The following is a 24,787-nucleotide window of genomic DNA, read 5'->3' on the forward strand; positions in this document are numbered from 1 at the left end:
GCAGGTGGGCTGGAAGGTGCTGCTCCCCGTCGCCACGGTCAACGCGGTCGTCACGGCGCTGCTGGTGGTATGGATCTAGGGTGACGCGCTGACATGCAGCCGTTCGGGACACTCAAGGGCTTCGGAGTGACGTTCAAGCACATCTTCAAGAAGCCGATCACGCAGCAGTATCCGGAGTTCAAGCGGCCCGTGTACCCGCGCTTCCGGGGCCGTCACCGCCTCCATCGACACGCGAACGGGCTCGAGAAGTGCGTCGGCTGCTCGCTCTGCGCGGCCGCCTGCCCGTCCGACTGCATCCGCGTCGTGGCCGAGGAGAACACGGCCGACAACCGGGTCTCCGCAGGCGAGCGCTACGCGCGGATCTACGAGATCAACCTCTCGCGGTGCATCTTCTGTGGCTACTGCGAGCTCGCGTGCCCGTTCGACGCGATCACGCTCGGCAACGAGTTCGAGCTGTCGGAGTACTCGCGCGACGACCTGATCTACACGAAGGACATGCTCCTCGCCGAGCCGATCAAGCGGATCCCCGTGCAGGACGCCGACCTCTACGACACCCCGATCCCCGCCTACAAGTCGTCGTCCTGACGGACGACCAGCAGACCATGCCGACCCACGGACACCGCCCTCCCAGGTGGCTCACCGGAGGTGGGACACCTGTCTAACTTCCTCGTCTGGGTCGTGTGGCTCCTCGCGGCAGCCGCGTGCATCGGCACCGGGCTCCGCGTCGTGACGGCCTCGAACCCGTTCTCGTCGGCGCTCTCGCTGATCGGGAACCTCGCCTCGCTGGCGGTGCTCTACCTGCTCGCCTCGGGCGAGTTCGTGGCGGCGGCGCAGGTGCTCGTGTACGCGGGTGCGGTGATGGTCATGTTCCTCTTCGTGATCGCCTATCTCGGCGGCCGCGCCGACGCGCCCTGGGCGGGCGGTACGCGCCTGATCCAGACGGCCTCGGTGATCTCGGCCGTCGCTCTGCTGGCGGTCACCTTCGTGGCGCTGATGCTGAACGCAGGTGGGCGGCTCTCCGACGAGGCGGAGGTCACCCGGGCGTTCGGCTCCCCCGCGGAGATGGGCCGGCTGTTCCTCACGGATCACCTGCTCGCGTTCGAGATCACGTCGATCGTGCTGCTAGTCGCGGCCGTGGGCGGGGTCGTGCTGGGGATGCGCTCGCGGGCCGAGGAGCTCCTCGACGCAGGGGAGGCCCGCACATGATGGGCCCCGACGTCCCCTGGTACCTCGCGATCGCGGCGATCCTCTTCTCGATCGGCGTGGCCGGCGTGCTCCTGCGCCGGAGCCCCCTGATCGTGCTGCTCTCCCTCGAGATCATGCTCAACTCCGCGAACCTCGCGTTCGTCGGCTTCTCGCGGCTCTTCGGGGAGATGGACGGCCAGGTGTTCGCGCTCGCGGTGATGGCGGTGGCAGCCTCGGAGGTGTGCGTCGGCCTCGGGCTGATCGTCGCGATGGCGAGGCGCAACCTCGCCCTCGACGTCGACTCGCTGACGGAGCTCAGGGGCTAGGGCCGCGTGATGGTCGCCGGCTCGTGGGTCTGCCTGCTCGCGCCGCTCGCCGGGTTCCTCGCGATCACCCTCGCCGGGACGAGGATCACGCGCCGCCAGGCAGGGGCGATCTCCACGCTCTCGGTGTTCGTCGGCTTCGCGGGCGCCGTGGTGGCGCTCGTGGACGCGTGGGGCCGCGACACCGACGATCGCGTCGAGCTGACGACGGCCTGGACGTGGTTGAAGGCCGGCGAGTTCGAGGTCGGCCTGGAGCTGCTCGTCGACCCGCTCTCCCTCGTGATGATGCTCGTGGTCACGGGGGTCGGCGGCCTGATCGTCCTCTACTCGAACGGCTACATGGCCGGGGAGGACGAGGAGCGGCGCTACTTCGCCTACATGGCCTTCTTCGTCTTCTCGATGCTCCTGCTCGTCCAGGGCGGGAACCTGCTCCTGCTGCTCGTCGGCTGGGGTCTCGTCGGCCTCGCCTCCTACCTGCTGATCGGGTTCCACCACGAGCGCGCGTCCGCCGTCGCGGCAGCGAAGAAGGCGTTCGTGATGAACGCGATCGGCGATGCGGTGATGGTCCTCGCCTTCGCACTCACGATCGCGCACATCGGCAGCCTGGACTACGGCGTGGTGTTCGAGGCGGCGGAGTCCGGCGAGCTCTCCGACACGGTCGTGACGCTCCTCGCGCTCGGCCTTCTGGGCGGCGCCGTCGCCAAGTCCGCGCAGATCCCGCTCCACACGTGGCTGCCCGACGCGATGGAGGGCCCCACCCCGGTCTCCGCCCTGATCCACGCCGCGACGATGGTCACCGCGGGCGTCTACCTGATCTGCCGCACGCATCCCGTGTTCGAGGCCGCGCCGGACGTGCAGCACCTGGCCGCGCTGCTCGGCCTGGCGACGCTCCTGGTCGCGGGCGTCGTCGCGCTCGTGCAGTGGGACATCAAGCGCGTGATCGCGTACTCGACGATGAGCCAGATCGGCTACATGTTCGTCGGCGCCGGGATCGGGGCGTACGGCTTCGCGATGTTCCACCTCGTGACCCACGCGTTCTTCAAGGCGCTCCTGTTCCTCGCGGCAGGGATCGTGATCCACCACCTCGACGGGGAGCAGGACATCCGCAGAATGGGCGGGCTCCGCGCCACCATGCCGTTCACCCACGCGACCTTCCTGATCGGGACGCTCGCGCTCGTGGGCATCCCCCCCTTCGCCGGCTTCTGGTCGAAGGACGCGATCCTCGCCTCGGCGCTTGCCGAGGGCGGGGTGCTCGGGTGGATCCTCTATGTCGGCGGACTGCTCGGCGCGCTGCTCACCGCGATGTACTCGCTCCGCCTCTACTTCCTCGTCTTCCGCGGGAAGGAGGCCGCCGAGGCCGCGCACCCGGAGGCCGCAGCCGCACACCACGGCGAGGCCCCACGCTCGATGACGGTGCCGGTTGGCGTGCTCGCGCTCGGGTCGAGCATCACGGGGCTGCTGCTGATCCCGGGCGTCTGGCACCCGTTCGAGGACTGGCTCGAGACCGCCGTCGAGCCGCTCGTCGACCCGTCCACCGGCCAGGAGTGGCTGACGAGCGCGCTCGCCGTGGGGCTCGCCCTGGTCGGGAGCTTCCTCGCGTGGCGCGCGTTCAGGGCCGGCCGCGAGCTCGTCGCCGAGGGGCCGGTGCGCACCACGCTCGAGCACAAGCTCTGGTTCGACGAGCTCTACGACACCGTCTTCTCGCGGCCGGCGCAGGCGATCGCGGCGCTGGTGCGAGACCGCTTCGAGACGCCGATCGTGCAGGGCGGTCTCGACGAGGTCGCAGAGGGGACGATTCGGGGCGCCACGATCACGTCGAGCGCCCAGAGCGGGCTGCTCCGAACGTACGCGCTCGCCTTCACCGTCGCCGTCGCCGTCCTGACCCTCGTCTTCCTCGTGGTGCGCTAGGTGCCGCCGTGCTGACGACGCTCCTCATCTTCGTCCCGCTCGCGGGCGCGATCCTCGTCTGGATCCTGCCGCTCTCGCGCGAGTCGACCGGGGGGGTCGCGCTCCTCGTCGCGCTCGCCGAGGTGGGGCTCTGGCTCGGGAGCGCCCGGAACTTCGACTTCGCGAGCGACGCGCAGCAGTACTCCGCCAACCGCGAGTGGTTCGAGGAGCTCGGGATCTCGTACGCGGTCGGCCTCTACGGCTTCCAGTACTGGCTCGTCGGGCTGACGATCGTCGTCGGCGCCTGCGCGGTCGGCTACGGGGCCTGGGTGGGGCGTGAGCGGGCACGTGCGTACTTCGGGCTCCTGCTGTTCCTGATCGGCGCGCTCGTGGGCGTGTTCGCCGCGCAGGACCTGATCGTCTTCTACGTCTTCTTCGAGGCGATGCTGATCCCGATCTACGTGCTCGTCGGAGTCTGGGGCGGCCCGCAACGGATCAAGGCGACGATCACGTTCGTGCTCTACACGATGGCCGGGTCGCTCCTGATGCTGGCGTCGATCATCGCCTTCGGGATCTCGCAGGGCACGTTCCTCCTCTCCGACATCGGCACGAGCTCCAATGACTGGGTGTTCCTGGGATTCCTCGCGGCGTTCGCCGTGAAGGCGCCGCTGCTCCCGTTCCACGGCTGGCTCCGCCTGGCGTACGTCGAGGCACCGCCGGAGGTCGGCGCGATCCTCTCGGGCGTCGTCTCCAAGGCCGCCGTCTTCGGGCTCGTCTGGATCGTGCTGCCGCACTTCCCCGGGCCGGTCGACGACTTCCGCACGCTCGTGCTCGTGCTCGCCGCCGCGACGCTCGTCTACGGGTCGGTGCTCGCGTTCCGCCAGCCGGACATCCGCGGCGTGGTCGCGTACTCCTCGATGGCCCAGATGGGCCTGATCGTCCTCGGGATCTTCGCGGTCAACGACCTCGGGCTCGACGGTGCCGTGCTCCACTCGGTCAACCACGGGCTCGTGTCCGCAGGGTTCTTCCTCCTCGCCGGGATGATCGAGACGCGCGCCGGCACGGGCCTGTTCTCCGGTCTGGGTGGCATGGCGAAGGGCCGGCCGATCCTCGCGACCCTCGTGCTGACCCTCGGCATGTTCACCCTGGCGGTGCCGGGCTCCACGAACTTCGCGGGCGAGTTCGCGATCCTCGCGGGCGTGTTCGACCGCGGCTGGGGGTACGCGGCGGTCGGCGCAGCCGCGATCGTCCTCGCCGCCCTCTACGCGCTGCGGCTGATCTCGGCGATCCTGCACGAGCGCCGTGGCACCGCCGTCCGGGACGACGCGGGCGACCTCGTCGGCGGCGAGCTGATGCTCCTCGTGCCGCTGGTGGCGATCCTCGCCGTGCTCTCCGCGTGGCCGGCGGGCATCACCGAGCGGTCGTTCCCGGCCGACGAGCCCGCCACGTTCATCGGCTCGCAGGAAGGGCTCGGGGCGCCGTGATCGACACCCCGAGCGTCGACTGGCTCGCGCTCTCGCCCACGCTCGCGCTGCTCGCGGTCGCTGCGATCACGCTGCTCGGCGCGGTGATCGTCCCGCGCTCCTCCGAGCGTGCGTTCTCGGTCGTCGTCTCGCTCGCGGGGTTCGCCACCTCGGCCGTGCTCGCCGGGATCGTCTTCGACCGGTCGCCCGAGGCGTCCGCGGTCGTCGTCGAGTCGATGACGCGCGACCGCCTGGGCGCGTTCGCGGCGATCCTGATCGCCGCGGTCGGCATCGCGGTGGTGCTGATCTCGGCGGGCGACGGCCGGCGCTCCCACGTCGGCGAGTACTACGCCCTCCTCGCGGCCGCCTCGGCGGGAATGGTCTTCTTCGCCTCCGCCGCGAACCTGATGACGATGTTCCTGGCGCTCGAGTGGTTCTCGATCTCGCTGTACGTGCTGTGCGCCCTGGACACCCACCGGCGAGAGTCGCTCGAGGCGGGGCTCAAGTACCTGATCGTCGGGAGCTTCGGCTCGGGCATCCTGCTCTTCGGCTGCGCGCTCGTCTACGGCGCGACGGGTGAGCTCGGGTTCGCGTCCATCCGCGAGGCGACGGGCGCAGACGACCCGCTCTTCGTGACCGGCATGGCGATGATCCTCGCCGGTCTGGCGTTCAAGGTCTCGGCGGCACCTTTCCACATGTGGACGCCCGACGTCTACCAGGGCGCGCCGACGACGGTGACGGCGTTCATGGCCGCGGCGACGAAGGCGGCCGCGCTCGTGCTCACGCTGCGCATCCTCGTGACGGCGTTCCCCGAGCAGGACGAGATCTGGACGATCGCGGTCGCGGTGCTCGCCGTCGCCTCGCTCGTGATCGGGAATCTCGCCGCGATCGCCCAGCGCGACCTGAAGCGGCTGCTCGCCTACTCCTCCGTCTCGCACGCGGGCTTCCTGCTGATCGCGATCGCGGCGGACAACGCCGACGGCGGGACGGCGCTCCTCTACTACCTGATCCCGTACTGCGCGGCGACCGTCGGCGCCTTCGCGGTGGTCGCGGCCAGGGAGCGCGAGCTCGCACAGCCCGTCACGCTCTCGAGGCTGGAGGGGCTCGGCTGGGAGCGGCCGTTCCTCGGCATCGCGATGTGGTGGTTCATGCTCTCGATGGCCGGCTTCCCGCTCACCGGCGGATTCCTGGGCAAGCTGTTCGTCTTCTCGGCCGTCTACGAGGCCGGCTGGTGGTGGCTCGTCGTGATCGGCGTGCTCGCGACCGCACTCAGCCTTGCGTACTACCTCAACGTCGTGCGGGCGCTCTACATGCGCTCGGGCGAGATCGGCGGGACGGTCGTCGCGGCGGGCGGCTCACCGCCGCGCGACCTCCTGCTCGACACGGCCGTCGCCTGTGCGCTCGTCGTCACGATCGGCTCGTTCTTCCTCGTGCAGCCGCTCGTCGACCTCGCGCGCGACGCGGTCGCCTCGCTGCCGTTCTGACGCTCGCCGCGCTAGGCGGCGTCCGCCACCCAGCGCATCGGGTCCCCGGCGCCGAGGTCGGTGATCCCCGCCGAGTGGAGCGCACCGATCGCCAGCGTTCGCCGGTGTGCGGCGAACGTGAGGACGTGGGCCAGCATTCCCCCGTAGGTGAACACCTCGGGTGGGTCGCAGACCGCGTCGACGAACGTCTCGTCGAGCCTGTTGCCGTCGATCACCTCGCGCGCACGCGCCAGGAACGCCGGGCCGGCGGCGCCGAGCCGGGCGCGAACCGAGGCGATGCTCTCGCCCTTCTCGACGTCGAAGTCGTACGCGCGTGAGTCCATCGCGGCGTTCCACATGTCCATCTGGCCGACGAGCCGCGACAGGAGCGAGCGCAGCGTCGGCTCGTCGTCGACGCCCTCGACGGAGAGTTCGATCGGCGCGTCGAGCTGCTCGTCGGAAAGGGTGGACGCGCGGTCGACGATCTCGCCGACGAGCCACACATGGTGCTCGACCAGCTTCTTCATCAGGTCCATGGAGGTCACCTCGTCTCTGGCGGGCAGCCGAATGCCGCCGGGTGGGTGGAAGTGCACGCCGTTCGGGCTCTCGAGGTGGATCGGGCCGGGCGACGAGCGCCAGGCCGACGGCCCGACCCCGTAGGCGCGACGGAACGCACGGGTGAACGCCTCGTTCGAGGAGTAGCCTGCCTCGAGCGCCACCTCGAGGACGCCCGCTTCGCTCGTCACGAGCCGGTAGGCCGCACGCTCGAGGAGCACCCGGCGGCGCAGCCGTGCGGGAGTCTCCCCGGACACGGCCGTCACCACCCGGTCGAAGTGGAAGCGCGACAGGCAGGCACGCGCCGCCAGGTCCTCCCCGTCCGCCTCGTGGTCGTCGAGGCTCTCCGCGAGCGAGCCCACGAAGGTCGAGAACGTGTCCATCAGCTGCAGGGCCATGCGGTCAGCCTGCCGCCGCGGCGCGGTCGCCGCTTGATCGTTCTTGCTCACCTTTATCACGGCTCCGGTACAGCCCTGCCTCGGCGGCCCGTGCGTGGCTACGGGCTACGGGTCTAGCATGGCAGCCGTGGCGACGACGCTCACGTGGCTCGGGCATGCGGCATTCCGGCTCGACACCGCCGGGGGGACGCGCGTGTACGTCGATCCGTTCCTGACCGGCAACCCGTCGTGCCCCGACCGCGAGCGCGAGCCCGAGCGCTGCGACCTCGTCGTCGTCACGCACGGCCACGACGACCACGTCGGCGACGCCGTGTCGATCGGGCAGCGCTTCTCGTGCCCGGTCGTGGCGCAGGTCGAGCTCCGCGGCTGGCTCTCCGGCAGAGGCCTGCCGGAGGACATGGGCCAGGCGCTGAACAAGGGTGGCACGGAGCGGTTCGGCGACGTCCGGACGACGCTGACCGACGCGAACCACTCGTCCAGCACCGACGAGAACGGCGCGCGCGTGTATCTCGGCGAATCGTGCGGCGTCGTCCTCCGCCTCGACGACGGGCCGACGGTCTACTTCGCCGGAGACACCAACGTCTTCGGCGACATGGCGCTCGTGAAGCGCCTGTACGCTCCCGACGTCGCGGTGCTCCCGATCGGGGACCACTTCACGATGGGGCCCGAGGAGGCGGCGGTCGCCGCGGAGCTCGTCGGCGCCCCCAGGGTCGTGCCGTCCCACTATGGCACGTTCCCGATCCTGACCGGCACGCCGGAAGCGCTCAGGCCCTTGCTGCCGGAGGGCGTCGAGCTGCTCGCGCACTCCCCGGGTGAGACCGTTTCGTTGTAGGCGCCGTGGTTTGCGGGGCCGCCAGAGGCGTTAGGGTCCCGGGATGACTACCAAGCCGCAGACATATCGCATCGTCCTGCTCGCGGCCGCGACGGCACTCGTGCTCGGCGCCGCGCTCGCAGGCGCTCTCGCCGCCCCCGGCGCCGCAGCCGGGCCGAAGGCGAGCTTCACGTGGCAGCTCCGGCCGACCGGCACGACCTCGGGCCTCCGCGGTCTCTCGGCGGTCGACGATCAGGTCGCATGGGTGAGCGGCAGCGGCGGGACGGTCCTCCGCACGCTCGACGGCGGCGCGACCTGGCAGGACGTCGCGCCGCCCGACGCGGACGCTCAGGCCTTCCGGGACCTCGAGGCGTTCACCGCCGACCACGCGGTGCTGCTCGCGATCGGCCCGGGCGACGCGTCCCGCGTGTACGTCACCGAGGACGGCGGCGCAACGTGGACGATGACGTTCCAGAACACCGATCCTGCCGCGTTCTACGACTGCATGGCGTTCTTCGACCGCCACCGTGGCCTCGTGATGGGCGACCCGGTCGGCGGCAAGTTCCAGATCCTGTCGACCGACGACGGTGGGCGCAGCTGGCAGCTCGTGCCCTCGAGCGGGATGCCCGACGCCCTGCCCGGCGAATTCGGGTTCGCCGCAAGCGGGACCTGCATCGAGGTCGCCGGCGGCCGCGACGCGTGGTTCGGGACGGGCGGCGACGTCGTCTCACGCGTCTTCCACTCCGACGACCGCGGCAGCACCTGGGAGGTCGTGAACACCCCGGTCGCCAGCTCGCCCGCGGGAGGCATCTTCTCGCTCGCGTTCGCCGACCCGCGCCACGGCATCGCGGTCGGGGGCGATTTCCTCGATCCGACCAACGCGCCGGCGGGCGCCGCGTACACGCAGGACGGAGGCGCGACGTGGACGCTGGCCGACGGGCCCGGCGAGTACCGCTCGGGCTCGGCATGGGTGCCGAGGCTGCCGAAGACCGCCGTCGCCGTCGGGCCGACCGGCAGCGACGTGACGACCGACGGCGGCCGAACCTGGACGCGCTTCGACACCGGCAGCTTCGACGCCGTCGACTGCGCGCGCACGGGCGCCTGCTGGGCGTCCGGCGCACAGGGCGCCGCTGCGCGGCTCGTCGTCACCCGCTGATGCGCGAGCGCTGGTTCGGAGCGACGGGACGGCGCGTCCCCGCGATCGCGCTCGAGGGGACCATCGACATCGACGGTGCGCTCGTGGTGGACTCGATCGACGACCTCGACGCACTCCGGAAGGCGCACGCCGGCGGTACTCCTGTCGTCACGCGCGCCCACGACGCGGCGTCGGTTGCCCGAGCGCTCGCGAGGCCCGAGGTCTCCTGCGTTCTCGTCACGCACCCTGCGCTTCTCGAGCTCGACCTCTCGGAGCTCACGTATGGCTGACGGCATCGCCACCTACTCGATCTGCGCCTGCGATCTCGAGGCGGGGCGGTGGGGCGTGGCCACGCAGTCGAAGTTCCTCGCCGTCGGCTCGGTCGTGCCGTGGGCCGGGGCCCAGGTGGGCGCCGTCGCGACCCAGTCGTATGCAAACCCCCGTTACGGGCCCGACGGGCTCGAGCTCCTGCGCGAGGGGCTCTCGGCCGAGGCAGTCGTCGAGCGTCTCACCTCCGCAGACGACGACCGCGCGCTCCGCCAACTCGGCGTCGTCGACAGCAAGGGACGGGCGGCCACGTTCACGGGGGACGACTGCCATGCGTGGGCCGGCGGTCGCACCGGGGACGGCTACGCAGCCCAGGGAAACATCCTCGTCTCCGGAGCGACCGTGGACGCGCTCGCAGAGACGTTCGAGTCCACGACGGGGAAGCCGCTCGCCGAGCGGCTGCTCGACTGCCTCGACGCTGCCGAGGCGGCGGGCGGCGACAGCCGCGGACGCCAGTCGGCGGCGCTCCTCGTCGTCGAGCGCGACGGGGGGTACGCAGGCCTGTCGGACACGCTGGTCGACCTCCGCGTCGACGACCACGCCGACCCGCTGGTCGAGCTGCGGCGCATCTACGGGCTGCACGACGCGCTCTTCGGCCGCACGCCGCGAGAGGAGTGGATCACCGTCGACGACTCTCTCCGTGCGGAGCTCGACGACCTGCTCGCCCGGGCCGGCCACGCGAGCCTCGCATCCTGGGCAGGGGTCGAGAACCTCGAGGAACGGGTGGACGGCGAAGACGCGATCGACCCCGTCGTCCTCGAACGACTCCGGGAGGCGACATGAGCGACCGCTACAAGGTCACGTCGCTCGACGCGCTCGCCGGGCCGGCGATCCCCAGCCAGGCGCGGTGGCACACGATCCGCCGGACGCTCGGAGTCTCGTCCTTCGGGATCAACGCCTGGACGGCGACCGAGGACGACCAGCAGATCATCGGCGAGCACGACGAGGCGGACGGCGAGAAGCACGAGGAGCTCTACCTCGTCCTCACGGGCCACGCGTCCTTCACGCTCGACGGCGAGACCGTCGACGCGCCGCGGGGAACGCTCGTCCACGTCCCCGACCCGGCGGTGAAGCGCGCCGCGACGGGCAAGCTCGACACGACCATCCTCGCCGTCGGCGCAAGACCGGGCGAGGCGTTCACGCCGTCGGGATGGGAGCGCAGCGCCGAGGCGCTCGCGTTCTGGCCGACCGAGGAGTGGGACCGCGCGATCGAGGTGCTCGAGCGACACCTCGCGGAGACGCCGGACCACGCGGGCACCTACTACAACCTCGCCTGCGCGCACGCACGGGCAGGGCGTCCCGAGGTGGCGCTCGAGCGCCTGAGCCGCGCAGTGGAGCTCGACGCGCGGTTCGCCGGGTACGCCCAGGGCGACGAGGACCTGGCGGCGATCCGCGAGGAATCCAGCTTCCCGCGGCCGCCCGCAGGCTAGCGGCCGCCGGCTGGTAAGCCAGGCGTCCGTCGGACTACGATCGCCGCGATGGCGGCAGGCGAGGGGGGATCGATCACCCGTGGCTTCCTCTTTGCGGACCTGAGGGGCTACACCGACTTCGTCGAGCGGCACGGCGCCGCGGCGGCGGCGACCCTGCTCACGAGATACCGTGCGCTCGCACGCGACGCCATCGCGCGCTTCGGCGGTGCCGAGATCAAGACCGAGGGCGACAGCTTCTACGTCGTCTTCGACTCGGTGAGCAGCGCGGTCCGGTGCGGCCTCGCGATCACCGCCGAGGCCGGCGAGGAGCCGGACCAGTACGCAGCCGTCGCGTACGCGTGCGCGCAGATCGTGCTCGCCTCCCTGGAGGCGATAGCAGAGGACGGCCCTGCGGCGAGCGAGCTCCGGGAGGCCCTGCGCACGTATGCCGTCGATTCCGGAGCGTCGCCACGCGACGGTGCTCGGCACGATCGGCGTCGACGCCAACGGCGACTCGACGCAGCAGGTGGTCTCGTTGCTCCGGGTCGATCCCGCGGCGGCCGACGGCGCAGGCGACTGGGTTCTCGTCAAGCAACAGGACTTCGGCCCGGCGAGGTAACGGTCGCCGCACGGCCCGCGGTTGCCACCGGTGCTGCGATTCGCGAGACTCGGCGGGAAGCGAGCCGAGGAGGTCGACGATGGGCGACACCGTCAAGTACATGCTCGACGAGAGCCGGCTGCCGGAGGCCTGGTACAACCTCGCCGCCGACCTTCCCGAGCCGCCCGCCCCTGTTCTCCATCCGGGCACGGGGCAGCCGGTCGGCCCCGACGACCTCGCGCCGCTCTTCCCGATGGAGGTGATCCTCCAGGAGGTCTCGACCGAGCAGCGGATCCCGATCCCCGAGGAGGTCCGCGACGTCTACCGCCAGTGGCGCCCGACGCCCCTCTACCGCGCCCGCCGCCTCGAGCGTGAGCTCGACACCCCCGCACGCATCTTCTACAAGTACGAGGGCGTCTCCCCGACCGGGAGCCACAAGCCGAACACGGCGGTCGCGCAGGCGTACTACAACGCGCGCGAGGGCGTGAAGCGGATCGCCACCGAGACAGGTGCCGGCCAGTGGGGCTCCTCGCTCGCCTTCGCCGGCGCGCTGTTCGGCATCGAGATCGACGTCTACATGGTGCGGGTCTCGTACGACCAGAAGCCGTATCGGCGGGCGCTGATGGAGGCGTTCGGCGCGCGTTGCGTGCCGAGCCCGTCCGAGGAGACGGCGTCCGGCCGCGCCGTCCTCGCGGAGCACCCCGACTCGACGGGGAGCCTCGGGATCGCGATCTCGGAGGCGGTCGAGCAGGCCGCCGGGCGCGACGACACGAAGTACGCGCTCGGCTCGGTGCTCAACCACGTCCTCCTGCACCAGACCGTGATCGGGGAAGAGGCGATCGCCCAGATGGACCTGGCGGAGGCGTACCCGGACGTGCTGATCGGCTGCACGGGCGGGGGCTCGAACTTCTCGGGGCTCGTGTTCCCGTTCATCGGGCAGAAGGTCCGGGGAGGCTCCGACGTCAGGGTGATCGCGGTCGAGCCCGCCGCCTGCCCGAGCCTCACGCGGGGCGAGTTCGCGTACGACTTCGGCGACACCGGGCACCTCACGCCCCTCGTGAAGATGCACACGCTGGGCTCCACGTTCGTGCCTCCGGGCTTCCACGCCGGCGGGCTCCGCTACCACGGCATGGCCCCGCTGGTCAGCCACCTCCACTCGCTCGGGGTGATCGAGGCGCGCGCGTACCACCAGACGACCGTGTTCGAGGCCGGAGTCCGCTTTGCGCGCGCCGAGGGGATCCTCCCCGCCCCCGAGGCCAACCACGCCGTGAAGGCGGTCATCGACGAGGCGCTCCGCTGCAAGGAGGAGGGGAGCGCCGAGACGATCCTCTTCAACCTCTGCGGTCACGGCCACTTCGACATGCAGGCGTACATCGACTACTTCTCCGGCGCGCTCGAGGACCGCGAGTACGACGCGGGCGAGCTCGCGATGGCGCTCGCGGGGCTCCCGGCCGTCGCCGCGGTGAGCTGAGGACGTCAGGCGGCCCGGTCGCCCGGCAGCCGGAGGCCGTCGGCGAGCTCGCGGAAGCCGGCCACCGGGTCGTGACCGGGCTCCGCGACGAGGACGACCGCGCCCGGCTCCGGCCCCGCAAGGGCGCCGACGAGCAGCTCGACCCCGGCCGCGAGCGCGAACGCCTTGTGCGCCTGTGGCCCGCCGAACGGGACGAGCTCCTCCGGGCGCGCGCGGCCGGCCAGCACGTCACCGTGGGTGACCGCGCCCATCGAGACGTCCGCCACGAACGGGCGACCGTCCGACGACGGCACCGCGATCGCGATCGGGTTCGTGCCGGTGAGCGGCGGCCCTCCGTCGGGGTGCGGCAGACGTCGAGGAGACGTCGCCGTGACCACGGCGACGAAGCCCGCGTCCGCGAGGCGTCTGGCCCACTCGCCGAGCACGCCGGTGGGGAAGCAGGACTCGGCGATCAGGAATCTCGCCCGCTCGGGCGGGTCGGAGGCGACGGCGTCGCACAACGCGGCCATCGTCAGGTAGCCGAGTGCGCCCCGTCCGTGCCAGCGCTCGAACCCGGCCGAGCGCTCGATGCGCTCGGGCCTGCCCGACGGGTCGAGCGTGTCTCCAAGGAGGCGCTCGAGCCACGGGACACGGGAGAGGCCGTGCCCGGGCTTTCCGGCCGCGTCGGCCGCCGCGAGGTGATCGACGACCACCGCCGAGTCCGCGTCTGCCAAGCCTCGCGCGCAGAGGCGCTCGAATGCCTGCTCACGGGTCACGTTGCGACCCTACCGCCGCAGGGAGGAGAGAAATTTCCGGAAACTGGACGGGTTTGCTCGACCGCGAAGTGGGGTAGTCTTACAACCTCCTCACAGAATTCTGTGAGGATATGAGCTGGATGGCCGCGCCTCCCCCCGGCGCGGACGTGCAGGACGGCACACGGCCCACCGCCGCAGGGCTTGCCGTCACCGGAAGGGAGCCTACGGGCTCCCTTCCCTGCAGGACCCTGGTCAGAGGACGGTGAGCGCCTTGCGGATCGCGCCCGCGCGCCGGGCCCGAACGGCTTCGGCAAGGCCTCGGATGGCCGTGCTCGCCTCGGACTCGGGGGCGGCCTCCAGCACCGGTCGACCGGCGTCCGATGCCTCCCTCAGGGCCGGATCGAAGGGGATCCGGGCCAGGACGGGAGCGTCGATCTCGGACGCAAGCGCCTCTCCACCACCGGAGCCGAAGAGCTCCTGCCCGGTGCCGACGAGCCACGCCATGTTCTCCACGACGCCCAGGACCCGCATCCCGATCTTCTGGGCCATGACGGCCGCGCGAACGGCCACCTGCTGGGCGGCCGGCTGGGGAGTCGTCACGATGATCGCCTCGGCGCGGGGCAGCAGCTGCCCGATCGAGATGGCGACGTCGCCGGTGCCGGGCGGCATGTCGACGACCAGCGTGTCGAGTTCGCCCCAGTGGACGTCCGAGAGGAACTGCTCGAGCGCCTTGTGCAGCATCGGGCCGCGCCACATGATCGGGCCGTTGTCCTCCGCGAACAGCCCGATCGACATCACCTTGAGCTCACCCCGCACGGGAGGGACGATGAGCGAGTCGACCACGATCGGCCGCTGGGTGACGCCGAGGACGTGTGGGATCGAGTAGCCGTAGACGTCGGAGTCGAGCACACCCACGCTCTCCCCACGCTCCACCAGCGCCGCCGCCAGGTTCGCGGCCAAGGTCGACTTGCCCACCCCACCCTTGCCCGACGCGACCGCGACGACGCGCGTTCCGGGATGGAGCCGGATCTCGCGTTCCGGACGCCCGCCCCGGAGCCGCGATGCGAGCGCCGCCTTCTCCTCCGGTGTCATCACGTCGAATCGGAGGCTGACGGCCGTGACGCCGGAGACCGCGCCGACATGCTGCGCGACCTGGTCCTGAAAGCTCGATCGCAGCGGGCAGCCGGCGACGGTGAGGGCGATCGTCACGTCCACCTCGCCTTCGGCGGAGACGACGACGTCGCGCACCATGTCGAGCTCGGTGACCGGGCGCTTGAGCTCGGGGTCGATCACCCGCTCGAGCGCGGTCAGGATCGCGTCACGATCGACGGCCACGAATGCCAGCGTAGCCTTTGCAGATGGCCGACCCGCGCACGAAGCTGAGGGACCTCGCGCTCGGGTTCCCAGAGACGCACGAGGCCTTCCCCTGGGACGAGCGCGTCGTCAAGGTGCGTGGCAAGGTCTTCGTCTTCCTCGGGCGGCGGGACGGCACCGACGAGCCGATGATCACCGTGAAGCTGGTCGAGTCGCACGGGCACGCGCTCTCGGTCGAAGGAGCGCGGCCGACCGGGTACGGCCTCGGCAAGTCCGGTTGGGTGACCGTGCCCGTCGGCGAGGTGCCGCTCGCCGAGCTCCGGGACTGGGTGGAGGAGAGCTACCGCATCGTCGCGCCCAAGCGTCTCGTTGCAACGCTCGACGGCGGCCGCTAGCCGAGACGCTTCTCCCCCCGGTTCTCGCGCTCCGACACCGTGGGCGTGGCGGTGGGCGGTGAACGGTGTCAGACACCGTTTCGTGTCAAGCCGGCCAGAGCGGCCGGGTCACGGACGGTCATGGAGGCGGTTGTTTCCGAGGCGGTGACGGCGGTTGCGCCTGGGGACGAACCGGCACGAAGTCGGCACGCTTTTCCCTTGACAGGAAGCGGTGTCTGACACCGCACTGCCCGCCGACCGCGAGCGGGGCCTGCCGCCACGCCTCAGCGAAGCGCTGCGGCGACCTGCGCGCAGAGCTCGTCGGTCGCGGCGGCCACGACCCGCGAGCGCTGCACGAGGTCGAGGGGTGCCTTGGCGAACGGCGGATCCTCGAACAGCTCGATCGCGTAGCCGCGCTCGCGGACGAGAAGCTGCGCGGCGGCGATGTCGATCGAGCGTGCCGGCTTGAGGCAGCAGACCGCATCGACTCGCCCCGCGGCGAGGTGGCAGAGCGAGAGCGCCAGCGAGCCCATCACGCGGAGCCGCCGCGCGAGGCCGCGCATGACCGGCGCGTACTCGGCGATCGCGTCGGTCGTGGTGCCCTCGAGCGAGAGGATCTCGATCGTGTCCTTCGGGCCGGGGTCCTCGAGCGGCGCGCCGTCGAGGAACGCGCCGCGACCGCGCTCCGCGACCCACTCCTCGCGCGTGCCGAAGTCGTAGACGTAGCCGAACGAGACGTCGTGCATGGACGACCCCTCCGCCACGGCCAGCGAGAGCGAGAAGAACGGGATGCCGCGCTTGGCGTTGACCGAGCCGTCGATCGGGTCGACGACGACAGTGAGCGGCCCACCAGCCCCGAACGCGCGCGTGCCCAGCTCCTCGGAGACGAGCGTGAGATCGGTGTCGAGGGCCGCCAGCCGCCTGACGACGGCCGCCTCGGCCGCGGCGTCGATGGCCGTCGTGTCGTCACCGCCCTCGCCGGCCCCGAGCACCGGCTCGCGCTCGGCGCGCGTCGGAAGCTCGTGGAGGATCCGCTCCAGATCGCGGGTGCAGCCGCGGCAGAGCTCCAGCCAGTCGACCTCCGTAGCCCTCACGGGTCGACCGGGTGGATCAGCAGGCCGGAGTCGAGCTTCGGGAAGAAGTACGTCGCCTTCTGCGGCAGCGTCTGCCCCCGCCGCGCGCGGTCGAAGACCTCGCTGACGAGGAGCGGGCGCAGCAGGAAGGCGCAGTCCGCCTCACCGTCCTCGACCCTCCGCACCGCCTCGTCACGGTCGGCCGTGTACGCGATGCCGTCGTGGCCGAAACGGTCGACGAACTCGACGTCGAGCTCCCCTTCCACGCCGCGAACGAGGCGAACGTCGCCCTTGCGCACGAGCACCATGGCGGGTACTACGTGCGGCTCCCGACCGAGCGCGGTCAGCGCCTGGTCGGCCGTCGCGAAAGTGTCGCCGGGTGGCTCGATGTCGGGGCGCCCGCTGAACACGCGATGTGTCGGAAAGACCTCGAGCCCGGGATCCGAGGTCGAGACGAGCACGGCCAGCAACCGATCGGCGCCGTCCTCGGCGGCGAACGCGACCGCGGTCTCGTAGCGATGGTGCCCGTCGGCGATCAGGAGCTGGACGTCGGCGAAGTACGTGCCGACACCCTGATCGCCCTCGAGCCGCCACAGCCGTGCGTCGCCCACCTCCAGCTCGCAGGCACCCGTCGGTCGGCGGAGCGGCGCAGGACTGTCGTAGAGGAGGAGGATCGGCTCGAGCTGGGCGCGCGTCGCCCGCAGCAACCGCAGCCGGCCCTCGATCGGCCCTGCGTGCGTGCGCTCGTGGGGGAGCACCTCCCGGGTCGAGTACGGCTCGGCACGGAGCGAAACGACGAGCCCCGCACGTGAGCGGGCGACACCGTCCGGGCCGACGAAGTCCTGCTCGAGCCACCACACCGCAGGCCTCTCGTCGCGGACGAGGGTGCCCTCCGCGAGCCAGCTGCGGAAGCGATGGCCAGCCACGTCGGCATCGGGCTCCAGCGTCAGATGGACGACGTTGTGGGGGTCGCGGGAGAGCAGCGCCTCGCGCGCCTCGTCGTCGATCACGTCGTAGGGTGGAGCCGTCACCGCCGCTCCGGGCCGCGCATACCGGACGGCGCGGAACGGGCGGACGTCGGCCACCGCCCGAGCCTACACTCACCCCGTGGCGACGATCGCCGAGCTCGTCGAGGACCGCACCGTCGACGGCGTGTTCGCCGTCGCCCGCAAGCGGCGGCTCACCACCAGCCGCGGCAAGCCGTACCTCGCGCTCGAGCTGGTCGACCCCAGCGGACGGATCGAGGGCCGGGTCTGGGACGACGTCGAGCTGCTCGACCGCCGCTTCGCGGAGGGTGACGCCGTCCGCGTCCTGGGGCGAGTCGAGAGGTTCGACGGGCGCCTGCAGCTCGCCGTTCGCACCGTCGAGGCAGCCGACGCCGACCCGGCCGCGCTGGCGCCCACCCTCCGACGCGACGCCGACGAGCTCGAGGGCTTCCTCGAGTTCCTCGCCGCGGAGGTCGCGCATCCAGGTCTCGCGGGGATCGTGAGCGGGATCCTCGCGGAGCCGGAGGTCCGTGACGGGATGCGGCTGCTCCCGGCCGCCGGAGCGGACGGGCACCACGGGTACGCCGGGGGCCTGCTCGAGCACACCGTCGGGGTCGCAACGCTGTGCCGCGAGACTGGGCAGCTCCATCCTCGGCTGCGTGCCGATCTCCTGCTTGCTGGCGCGCTGCTCCACGACGTCGGCCGCGTGCGCGAGCTCGGCCGTGGGCCCGCCTTCCGTCCCACGCCGGAGGGCGCGCTGCTCGGACACGTCCAGCTGGGCGTGCGCCTGGTGGACGAACGGGCCAACGTCCTCGACTCCGCGGCCCGCGCGGAGCTCCTCCACGCGATCGCGGCGCACCACGACCGGAGCGCAGCCCGTACGGCGGAGGCGGCCGTCCTGTACCACGCAAACCAGCTCGACGCCCAGGCCGCGACGCGTTCCGTCGGCGCCGACTGAGCACGCATGGGTGTCGCCGTCCTGGCGCTCCTCGGCGCGGCGTCGTGGGGCATCGGTGACTTCCTCGGCGGTGTCGCCGCGCGTCGCATCCACGTCCTCACGGTGCTCGTCGGGTCGCAGGCAGCCGGTCTCGTCGGCGCGGCGCTGTGGGTGCTCGCGAGCGCGGACTCGCCGCCAGGGATCGAGGACCTCCTTCCCGCGATCGGCGCCGGCGCGTGCGGAGCGATCGGGCTCGCGGCGCTCTACCGCGGGATGGCCGTCGGCGCCATGGGCATCGTCGCGCCCATCTCTGCCGCCAGTCCGGTCATCCCACTGGCCGTCGATCTCGTGGGGGGAACCTCGCCGAGCGCGCTCCAGTGGGTCGGGATCGTGATCGTGCTCGGCGGCATCGTCCTGCTTGCGCGCGAGCCCGGTGGCACGGGGAGCGCCGCGCTCGCCGCCGGCGTGGGGCTCGCGGTGGTCGCGGCCGTGGCGTTCGGCCTGTTCGTCGTCGGGCTCGACGCCGCGGCCGACGGCGGCGTTCCCTGGACGATCCTCGCAGTTCGTTCGACCTCCACCCTGCTCGCGCTCGTCCTGGCGGTCTCGGCGGCCGTCGCGATCCTGCCCCCGGCGCGCCTTCTGCCCACGATCCTCGCCGTGGGCGTCTTCGACACGGCCGCCAACGTCCTCGTCGCATTCGCGACGACACGTGGCTCGGCCGGGATCGTGGCGGTGCTCAGCGCCCTCTACCCGGTGGCGACGATCATCCTCGCGCGCGTGCTGCTGGGGGAGCGGCTCGATGGGACAAGGCGGGCCGGCGGCGCTCTCGCGCTCGGCGGCGCGGCCGCCGTCGCGGCGGGCTGAGCGCCCTGCCGAACCGGGAGGACCGTGCTACGGTCCGCGGGCCGTTCGACCTCGATGAGGGGAGAGATCAGATGAGACGAATCGTCCTCGCGGCGATCGTGGCCGCCCTCACGGCCCTCGCTACCGGTACCACGGCAGCCTCTGCCGGGCTCGAGCCCGGTGGGCTGACACCTTTCACGGAGGCGGTCGACGTGAACGTCGTCTTCGTGGGCACGTTCGGAGGCACCGACCTCGACCCCGCCGCGGTCACGTCGGGGCTCCCCACGAGCGCGTCGCCGAAGACCCGCTTCAAGCTCGACTACGGGCTCGACGGGGAGGCGGAGCTCGGGATCACCTACACGTACAGCTACGTGCCGTTCAACACCCCGACGACCTGGGAGGACTCGTTCTTCGGCTTTCTCGGGAGCATCGCCGAGCCCAGGCCGCGGACGCTGTTCCAGGAGGAGTACAACGCGCAGGACGGCGCGCTCGACGTCGGCCAGAACCACTGGGTCGACGCGCCGTCGGTCGAGAAGTGGATCATCGAGAACCCACCCCCCGGCGTCGACCTGACGGAGCCGACCATCCTCTTCGTCAACTGGAAGGACCGCCCGGACTTCAAGTTCCACGTGTACACGAAGACCAACGAGCCGGACCCCGACACGGGGAACAACTTCGGCGTCGTACGCGAGACGCGGAAGATCGTCGCGTGGGGCGGCACCGCTCCGAACGACGAGGAGAACCCCTACGCGGGTGAGCCGCGCCGCCTCTGGTTCTACGACCTCTCGGCCGGGCCGGAGAGCTGGGCGGGGAGCTTCGAGGTGACGAGCCCCGACATCGACGGGGACGACGAGCCCGACTACCGGATCCCGAACATCTGGGAGTACTCGGGCACGCCGCTCGCGTACAACCATCCGGGCTTCGGGTCGTCCACCCTCGCCGCAGACCTCGGCAAGGTGGTCCGCTACGTCGGGCTCGACCTGCTCTTCACGAGCTCGCCGCTCTACCCGCCGTACTTCACGGCCAACCGGCTGCCGGGCCAGGTCAACCTCGACGTCAACACGGTCGAGGGCTGGAACCAGGTGAACGCCTCCGAGGACTTCGTCTCGCAGGGGTTGTTCCTCGCCGAGGTGAAGGACCTGCCGAGCGGCTTCGAGTCGACGCTCACCGCCGACTACCAGGACATCAAGATGGCGGGCGACTGGAACCGCTGCTACCAGCAGTTCGTCTCGGACAAGGTCTGTTACAACGACCTCGCTCCGTTCTACGCGGACTTCGGCGGGTTCGTGAACATCTTCCTCGTCTCGGCCCGCCACCACGAGGAGTTCCTCGACGGCACCCCCGCCTACGAGGCCGGTCTCGTGAACTGGTCGATCGGCCAGAAGCCGAAGGCGCCGGGGCTCCTCGGCTTCGCGGACGACAACTGGCTGGACGGCACGCAGAGCGGCGTCTTCAGCTTCGTCTACCCCGACGCGGTGGCGGCCGGGTACGGGCTGACGACGACGATGATCCACGAGTACGGGCACCACTCGTCGTTGAGCCATCCGCACGACGGATTCGACCCGGCGTCGGGCGTGGACTTCGGCCCGGGAGGCGAGACGTACTTCGCCTGGCTCGGTGACGAGTCGAACTCGATGATGAGCTACATCGACCTGAACTGGGACTTCAGCCAGTTCGACCGCGACAACTCGGCACGCCACCACGCGGCCGGGTACGCGAAGATCGCGAACATCGTCGCGGAGGACCTGGTCGGCAACCCCGCGGCTGCCGGGAAGCTCGCCGAGGCGAACGCCGCCCTGAACACGGCCCAGGCGGCGTTCGCGACGCACAGCTACGGGACAGCGCTGCAGTTCGCCCGGCAGGCCTACGAGGCCGTCGTCGCGGGCGCCGCGCTGGCCGGCGTGCCCGTGGCCGTGGTCGAGCCGAGCACCTGGACGATCGACGGCCCGGTCAAGCCGGGCAACGGCCCGGGAGCAAGGGCGAAGAAGCTCGACTACGCGAAGGACCTGAGCGACAAGGCGAACGTCAAGCGGATGTTCGGGCGCTAGCCCCAGCAGACGATCAGGTTGGCTCGAGGGCCCCGGCGACGGGGCCCTCGACGTTCGAGCGAGGTTCAGACGTTGAAGCGGATGTTGAGGACGTCACCGTCGGCCACGACGTAGGTCTTCCCCTCGAGGCGCTGTGTGCCGCGCTTCGCCGCCTCTGCGTGCGAGCCCGCGTCGAGCAGGTCCTCGGCCGAGATCACCTCGCAGCGGATGAAGCCGCGGGCGATGTCGGTGTGGATCGTGGCGGCGGCGTCCAGGGCGGTCTGGCCGCTCCGGAGCGTCCAGGCCCGCGTCTCCTTCTCGCCCACGGTGAAGAACGTGATCAGGCCGAGCGCATCCTTGAGCCTCCGCACGACCTCGTCGAGCGCGGACGGGCCCTCGCGGAACTCGGCGGCCTCCTCGTCGGGGAGCTCCGCGAGCTCGGCCTCGAGCTTGCAGTCGATCCCGCCCGTGCCGTTCTCGACCGCGAGGAGAGGCTTCGTGGTCAGCGGATCGAGCTCGGCCGGGAGCTCGCCGGGCCACTCGGCGAGGGCGCGGCCCGCATCGAGGTGCGCCAGGAGCTCCGTCAGCGTCTCGAGCTCGGCGCGCTTGGCAGCGTCTCCCGACTTCGCCTCCTTCTGGACCCGCTCGTGGCGCCGCTCGACATGGTCGCGGTCGGCGACGAGCAGCTCGAGGCGGAGGGTCTCGAGGTCGTCCGCCGGCGTCGCTCCGTCCGAGAAGCCGTCGAGCACGGCGAGGATCGCGTCGACCTGGCGGAGGTTCCCGAGGAGCTGCGGCCCCGTGCCGGGCACGTCGACGACTCGGATCGCCGCCGGCGTGACCTTCTTCGCGGAGACGATCCGGGCGAGCCGGTCGAGACGGTCGTCGGCGATCGTCGCCATCCCGACGTTGGGCTTGTCGGTCACGGACGCGTAGGCGGTGATCTCCGCGCCCGCGCGCGTCAGCGCGTTGAACAGCGTCGTCTTGCCGCTGTTCGGAAGCCCGACGATGCCGACCTCGAGCGCCACGGCGGCCAGAGTAGTGGAGGGCGGCGGCTAGCTCGCTGCGAGGAACCCCGGCTGCGCGCCCTTCGTGTAGCGCTTCAGGTAGACGATGCGCGGCACGACGACGGTGATCCTCCCATCCGCCGTCTCGAGCTCGATCGTCCCGCCGGCCCCTGCCGTCACCGCCCGCTCGACGGCGTCGGCGGTCGCCGTCGAGACCATCGCGGCGATGATCTGCCCGCCCTCGAAGGCAAGCTCGATGCGGATCGAATCGTCAGCCAGGGCGGACCACCTCCGTGAGGACACCGTGGACGGAATCTGGATGGACGAACGCGACCTCGAGCCCGTAGAGCCCCTTCCGCGGCGCATGGTCGATCAGCTCCGCACCCGAGCGCTCGAGTCGGTCGAGCGTGGCGCCGACGTCGTCGACCTCGTAGGCCACGTGGTGCATCCCCGGCCCGCGCCTCGCAAGGAAGCGCCCCACCGGAGTGTCGTCGCCGGTCGGCGCGAGAAGCTCGATGCGGCCGTCGCCGACGAGCACCGCTGCCGCCTCGACGCCCTGTTGCTCGAGCCGGTCGCGGTGCTCGAGCGTCGCCCCGAACAGGCGCCCGTACGTGGAGACGGCCTCCTCGAGGTCGTTCACCGCGAACCCGAGATGGTGGACGCCCCGGAAGCTCACGCCGCGATCGTACTCGGACGATTTCGAGGCGGGACGAGGATCTCGTCGACGAGGCCGTACTCCACCGCCTCGGCCGGGGTCATGAACCGGTCGCGGTCGATGTCGTCCATCACCTGCTCCTCGGTGCGGCCGCAATGGCGGGCGATGATCTCGGCCATCTGGCGCGTCGTCGACTCGACCTCGCGGGCCGCGATCGTGATGTCGGTCGGCGCGCCCCGGAAGCCCGCCGAGCCCTGGTGGATCATCAGCTTCGCGTTCGGAAGCGCGAACCGCTTCCCGGGCGCGCCGGCGGCGACGATCATCGCCGCGGCGGACATGCCCATCCCGAAGCAGATCGTCGAGACGTCCGGCCGGACGTGCTGCATGGCGTCGTAGATCGCGAGCCCTGCGTAGACCTCTCCGCCCGGTGAGTTGACGTACAACGCGATGTCCTTAACAGGATCCTCGGCCTCGAGGAAGAGCAGCTGGCCGACGATCAGATTGGCCAGCTCGTCGTCGACGGGGCGCCCGAGGAAGACGATGCGGTCGCGAAGGAGCCTCGAGTACAGGTCGAACGCACGCTCCGCACGGCCGTCGGCCTCCAGGACGGTGGGGATCAACGGCATCGTGACCTCCTCTTCGCATATCGTGCAACCATGTGGTTGCCCTATGCTATACGCAACTAGGAGGTTGCACGTGGTGATCGAGCGGGAGGTCGTGCTGCCGGTGACGCGCGAGGAGGCGTGGGAGGCTCTCACCGAGCCCGAGCAGCTGGAGGAATGGTTCGCGAACGAGGTCGAGCTCGATCCGACTCCCGGCGGGGAGGGTGTGTTCCACTGGGACAACGGAGAGGTCCGCCGGGCGGTGGTCGAGACCGTCGAGGCTCCCGAGCGGCTCGTGCTGCGCTGGGAGGACGACGGCGTCGTCGAGGTCGAGCTCCGCGACCATCCCGACGGGACGCGGGTGCACGTCCGTGAGACCGCCCCGGAGTGGGGCGTCGCGCTCGAGCTCCACGCGAGCGCCGCATGGGCGACGGCGTAGGAGCGGTCTTCGGGGCGCTCGCCGACCCGAGCCGCCGGTACCTCGTCGAGCGCCTGGCCGATCTCGGCGCGGCCACGCCGACGGAGCTCGCCGGCGAGCTGCCGATGACGCGCCAGGCGGTCGCAAAGCACCTCGCGACGCTGGCGCACGCCGGGCTCGTCCACGGCACGCGGGAGGGCAGGAACACGGTCTACCGCCCCGACCCGGCACCGCTGCGCGACGCGACCGCCTGGCTCGACCGGGTCGGCGCCCAGTGGGACGAGCGCCTCGCCGCGCTCGCGCGTCACGTCGGCCGCGCGTCGAGCTGAGGGCCTGGAGGGCCCGGTGCGCCGCCCGCGCACGGGCCCTCCGCCTGTGTCAGGTGGCCACCGGGTGGTGGGTCGGGTGCCAGGCATGGCGCAGCGTCGATCCCGCCCAGAGCACGACGATCGAGAGGACGAGGAGCGACAGCGCCGTCAGCGAGCCGGTGGCGATCGCCACGATCGCGAGGACACCGGCGACCGCCCCGACGCCGGCGAGCGCCATGACCGCCGACCCGGGCCGGCTGCCCTCGCTCAGCTCCTGGCTCGCCGAGCCGAGAGCGCACGTCGCACTACCTAGCAGCGTCACAGCGACGGCAGCCCAGTGGTGGCTCGAGCCGATCAGCCAGACATCCCACGCCTGGTGGGTCGCGACGAATGCGAGCACAGCGAGCGCGGTGAGAACGGTGGCAAGCCCGTCCTTGCGGGTGAGTGTCATCTCGCCACCTCCTTTCCGGACCGAGCCTGGCACCGC

The 24,787-nt window shown here is 71.3% G+C and carries 29 protein-coding genes and 1 pseudogene; 20 read left to right on the plus strand and 10 right to left on the minus strand.

Annotated features, from left to right (window positions below; all coding sequences use genetic code 11):
- The first annotated feature begins 93 nt into the window (after nucleotides 1-93).
- From nuoI to VFO26_RS01315, 6 genes are read left to right on the plus strand one after another with little or no spacing between them, the layout of a single operon-like run.
- Nucleotides 94-585 carry an NADH-quinone oxidoreductase subunit NuoI gene (nuoI, locus tag VFO26_RS01290; RefSeq protein WP_325113058.1) on the plus strand — a complete coding sequence of 164 codons (492 nt, stop codon included), beginning with the start codon at nucleotides 94-96 and terminating at the stop codon, nucleotides 583-585.
- A gap of 60 nt (nucleotides 586-645) precedes the next feature.
- Nucleotides 646-1,206 carry an NADH-quinone oxidoreductase subunit J gene (locus VFO26_RS01295; RefSeq protein WP_325113059.1) on the plus strand — a complete coding sequence of 187 codons (561 nt, stop codon included), beginning with the start codon at nucleotides 646-648 and terminating at the stop codon, nucleotides 1,204-1,206.
- A complete protein-coding gene (nuoK, locus tag VFO26_RS01300) occupies nucleotides 1,203-1,511 on the plus strand; it encodes an NADH-quinone oxidoreductase subunit NuoK (protein ID WP_325113060.1) in 309 nt (102 codons plus the stop codon). The genes VFO26_RS01295 and nuoK overlap by 4 nt, the downstream gene beginning before the upstream one ends.
- A 9-nt stretch (nucleotides 1,512-1,520) precedes the next feature.
- Complete coding sequence (gene nuoL / locus VFO26_RS01305; RefSeq protein WP_325113061.1) at nucleotides 1,521-3,416, plus strand: NADH-quinone oxidoreductase subunit L; 1,896 nt, start codon at nucleotides 1,521-1,523, stop codon at nucleotides 3,414-3,416.
- A gap of 8 nt (nucleotides 3,417-3,424) precedes the next feature.
- Complete coding sequence (locus VFO26_RS01310) at nucleotides 3,425-4,879, plus strand: NADH-quinone oxidoreductase subunit M (protein WP_325113062.1); 1,455 nt, start codon at nucleotides 3,425-3,427, stop codon at nucleotides 4,877-4,879.
- On the plus strand, nucleotides 4,876-6,342 hold the full coding sequence (locus VFO26_RS01315; RefSeq protein WP_325113063.1) for an NADH-quinone oxidoreductase subunit N: 1,467 nt from the start codon (nucleotides 4,876-4,878) through the stop codon (nucleotides 6,340-6,342). The genes VFO26_RS01310 and VFO26_RS01315 overlap by 4 nt, the downstream gene beginning before the upstream one ends.
- 11 nt (nucleotides 6,343-6,353) lie before the next feature.
- Here the strand turns inward: VFO26_RS01315 and VFO26_RS01320 are convergent, their stop codons facing one another.
- Nucleotides 6,354-7,274 carry an AraC family transcriptional regulator gene (locus VFO26_RS01320; protein WP_325113064.1) on the minus strand — a complete coding sequence of 307 codons (921 nt, stop codon included), beginning with the start codon at nucleotides 7,272-7,274 and terminating at the stop codon, nucleotides 6,354-6,356.
- A gap of 127 nt (nucleotides 7,275-7,401) precedes the next feature.
- On the opposite strand from VFO26_RS01320, the gene VFO26_RS01325 reads away from it, so the two are divergent.
- The 8 genes and pseudogenes from VFO26_RS01325 (at nucleotide 7,402) to VFO26_RS01355 (ending at nucleotide 13,025) form a co-directional block, all read left to right on the plus strand.
- Complete coding sequence (locus VFO26_RS01325; RefSeq protein ID WP_325113065.1) at nucleotides 7,402-8,106, plus strand: metal-dependent hydrolase; 705 nt, start codon at nucleotides 7,402-7,404, stop codon at nucleotides 8,104-8,106.
- A gap of 43 nt (nucleotides 8,107-8,149) precedes the next feature.
- Nucleotides 8,150-9,241 carry a hypothetical protein gene (locus VFO26_RS01330; protein ID WP_325113066.1) on the plus strand — a complete coding sequence of 364 codons (1,092 nt, stop codon included), beginning with the start codon at nucleotides 8,150-8,152 and terminating at the stop codon, nucleotides 9,239-9,241.
- On the plus strand, nucleotides 9,241-9,510 hold the full coding sequence (locus VFO26_RS01335; RefSeq protein ID WP_325113067.1) for a hypothetical protein: 270 nt from the start codon (nucleotides 9,241-9,243) through the stop codon (nucleotides 9,508-9,510). The genes VFO26_RS01330 and VFO26_RS01335 overlap by 1 nt, the downstream gene beginning before the upstream one ends.
- Nucleotides 9,503-10,330, plus strand: a complete 828-nt coding sequence (locus VFO26_RS01340; RefSeq protein ID WP_325113068.1) for a DUF1028 domain-containing protein — start codon at nucleotides 9,503-9,505, stop codon at nucleotides 10,328-10,330. Before VFO26_RS01335 ends, VFO26_RS01340 begins: the two co-directional genes overlap by 8 nt.
- Nucleotides 10,327-10,977: a TPR end-of-group domain-containing protein gene (locus VFO26_RS01345; RefSeq protein ID WP_325113069.1), complete on the plus strand. Its 651-nt coding sequence runs from the start codon at nucleotides 10,327-10,329 to the stop codon at nucleotides 10,975-10,977. Before VFO26_RS01340 ends, VFO26_RS01345 begins: the two co-directional genes overlap by 4 nt.
- Nucleotides 10,978-11,025: 48 nt before the next feature.
- Nucleotides 11,026-11,337: pseudogene (locus VFO26_RS17965) on the plus strand (adenylate/guanylate cyclase domain-containing protein); the annotation flags it as partial.
- A gap of 64 nt (nucleotides 11,338-11,401) precedes the next feature.
- A complete protein-coding gene (locus VFO26_RS01350; RefSeq protein ID WP_325113070.1) occupies nucleotides 11,402-11,575 on the plus strand; it encodes a hypothetical protein in 174 nt (57 codons plus the stop codon).
- Between the two features lie 79 nt (nucleotides 11,576-11,654).
- Nucleotides 11,655-13,025, plus strand: a complete 1,371-nt coding sequence (locus VFO26_RS01355; RefSeq protein ID WP_325113071.1) for a TrpB-like pyridoxal phosphate-dependent enzyme — start codon at nucleotides 11,655-11,657, stop codon at nucleotides 13,023-13,025.
- Between the two features lie 5 nt (nucleotides 13,026-13,030).
- Here VFO26_RS01355 and VFO26_RS01360 read toward each other — a convergent pair whose 3' ends face one another.
- Together VFO26_RS01360 and VFO26_RS01365 are read right to left on the minus strand one after the other, a co-directional pair.
- Entirely contained in the window at nucleotides 13,031-13,780 is a 750-nt protein-coding gene (locus VFO26_RS01360; protein ID WP_325113072.1) for an Ldh family oxidoreductase, read from the minus strand.
- Nucleotides 13,781-14,011: 231 nt separating this feature from the next.
- Nucleotides 14,012-15,094, minus strand: a complete 1,083-nt coding sequence (locus VFO26_RS01365) for an Mrp/NBP35 family ATP-binding protein (protein ID WP_325113073.1) — start codon at nucleotides 15,092-15,094, stop codon at nucleotides 14,012-14,014.
- Nucleotides 15,095-15,117: 23 nt separating this feature from the next.
- Here VFO26_RS01365 and VFO26_RS01370 point away from each other — a divergent pair, with 23 nt between their 5' ends.
- On the plus strand, nucleotides 15,118-15,468 hold the full coding sequence (locus tag VFO26_RS01370) for an MmcQ/YjbR family DNA-binding protein (protein ID WP_325113074.1): 351 nt from the start codon (nucleotides 15,118-15,120) through the stop codon (nucleotides 15,466-15,468).
- A gap of 263 nt (nucleotides 15,469-15,731) precedes the next feature.
- On the opposite strand, the gene VFO26_RS01375 is transcribed toward VFO26_RS01370, so the two are convergent.
- Nucleotides 15,732-16,541 (minus strand): inositol monophosphatase family protein, encoded by an 810-nt coding sequence (locus VFO26_RS01375; protein WP_325113075.1) that lies wholly within the window; start codon nucleotides 16,539-16,541, stop codon nucleotides 15,732-15,734.
- Complete coding sequence (locus tag VFO26_RS01380; RefSeq protein WP_325113076.1) at nucleotides 16,538-17,605, minus strand: DUF1015 domain-containing protein; 1,068 nt, start codon at nucleotides 17,603-17,605, stop codon at nucleotides 16,538-16,540. The genes VFO26_RS01375 and VFO26_RS01380 overlap by 4 nt, the downstream gene beginning before the upstream one ends.
- Before the next feature lie 22 nt (nucleotides 17,606-17,627).
- Between VFO26_RS01380 and VFO26_RS01385 the strand changes: the two genes are divergently transcribed.
- The 3 genes from VFO26_RS01385 (at nucleotide 17,628) to VFO26_RS01395 (ending at nucleotide 21,334) form a co-directional block, all read left to right on the plus strand.
- Nucleotides 17,628-18,464: an HD domain-containing protein gene (locus VFO26_RS01385; protein ID WP_325113077.1), complete on the plus strand. Its 837-nt coding sequence runs from the start codon at nucleotides 17,628-17,630 to the stop codon at nucleotides 18,462-18,464.
- 6 nt (nucleotides 18,465-18,470) lie between these two features.
- On the plus strand, nucleotides 18,471-19,307 hold the full coding sequence (locus VFO26_RS01390; protein WP_325113078.1) for a DMT family transporter: 837 nt from the start codon (nucleotides 18,471-18,473) through the stop codon (nucleotides 19,305-19,307).
- A 71-nt stretch (nucleotides 19,308-19,378) separates the two neighbouring features.
- On the plus strand, nucleotides 19,379-21,334 hold the full coding sequence (locus VFO26_RS01395; RefSeq protein WP_325113079.1) for a hypothetical protein: 1,956 nt from the start codon (nucleotides 19,379-19,381) through the stop codon (nucleotides 21,332-21,334).
- 65 nt (nucleotides 21,335-21,399) lie between these two features.
- Here VFO26_RS01395 and VFO26_RS01400 read toward each other — a convergent pair whose 3' ends face one another.
- Genes VFO26_RS01400 through VFO26_RS01415 form a run of 4 tightly spaced genes read right to left on the minus strand, consistent with a single transcriptional unit; the run spans nucleotide 21,400 to nucleotide 23,592 of the window.
- Nucleotides 21,400-22,338, minus strand: coding sequence for a DUF933 domain-containing protein (locus tag VFO26_RS01400; RefSeq protein WP_325113080.1), 939 nt, complete (start codon nucleotides 22,336-22,338; stop codon nucleotides 21,400-21,402).
- A 27-nt stretch (nucleotides 22,339-22,365) separates the two neighbouring features.
- Nucleotides 22,366-22,620 carry a hypothetical protein gene (locus VFO26_RS01405; RefSeq protein WP_325113101.1) on the minus strand — a complete coding sequence of 85 codons (255 nt, stop codon included), beginning with the start codon at nucleotides 22,618-22,620 and terminating at the stop codon, nucleotides 22,366-22,368.
- Nucleotides 22,589-22,993 carry a methylmalonyl-CoA epimerase gene (gene mce / locus VFO26_RS01410; protein WP_325113081.1) on the minus strand — a complete coding sequence of 135 codons (405 nt, stop codon included), beginning with the start codon at nucleotides 22,991-22,993 and terminating at the stop codon, nucleotides 22,589-22,591. Before mce ends, VFO26_RS01405 begins: the two co-directional genes overlap by 32 nt.
- On the minus strand, nucleotides 22,990-23,592 hold the full coding sequence (locus VFO26_RS01415) for an ATP-dependent Clp protease proteolytic subunit (protein ID WP_414653036.1): 603 nt from the start codon (nucleotides 23,590-23,592) through the stop codon (nucleotides 22,990-22,992). Before VFO26_RS01415 ends, mce begins: the two co-directional genes overlap by 4 nt.
- 76 nt (nucleotides 23,593-23,668) lie before the next feature.
- On the opposite strand from VFO26_RS01415, the gene VFO26_RS01420 reads away from it, so the two are divergent.
- Together VFO26_RS01420 and VFO26_RS01425 are read left to right on the plus strand one after the other, a co-directional pair.
- Nucleotides 23,669-24,013 carry an SRPBCC domain-containing protein gene (locus VFO26_RS01420; protein WP_325113083.1) on the plus strand — a complete coding sequence of 115 codons (345 nt, stop codon included), beginning with the start codon at nucleotides 23,669-23,671 and terminating at the stop codon, nucleotides 24,011-24,013.
- Nucleotides 23,998-24,321, plus strand: a complete 324-nt coding sequence (locus VFO26_RS01425) for a metalloregulator ArsR/SmtB family transcription factor (RefSeq protein ID WP_325113084.1) — start codon at nucleotides 23,998-24,000, stop codon at nucleotides 24,319-24,321. Before VFO26_RS01420 ends, VFO26_RS01425 begins: the two co-directional genes overlap by 16 nt.
- A gap of 49 nt (nucleotides 24,322-24,370) precedes the next feature.
- Here the strand turns inward: VFO26_RS01425 and VFO26_RS01430 are convergent, their stop codons facing one another.
- Nucleotides 24,371-24,751, minus strand: a complete 381-nt coding sequence (locus VFO26_RS01430) for a hypothetical protein (RefSeq protein ID WP_325113085.1) — start codon at nucleotides 24,749-24,751, stop codon at nucleotides 24,371-24,373.
- Between the last annotated feature and the right edge of the window lie 36 nt (nucleotides 24,752-24,787).

The organism is Gaiella sp. (genome assembly GCF_035710885.1).
Taxonomy (GTDB): Bacteria; Actinomycetota; Thermoleophilia; order Gaiellales; family Gaiellaceae; genus Gaiella.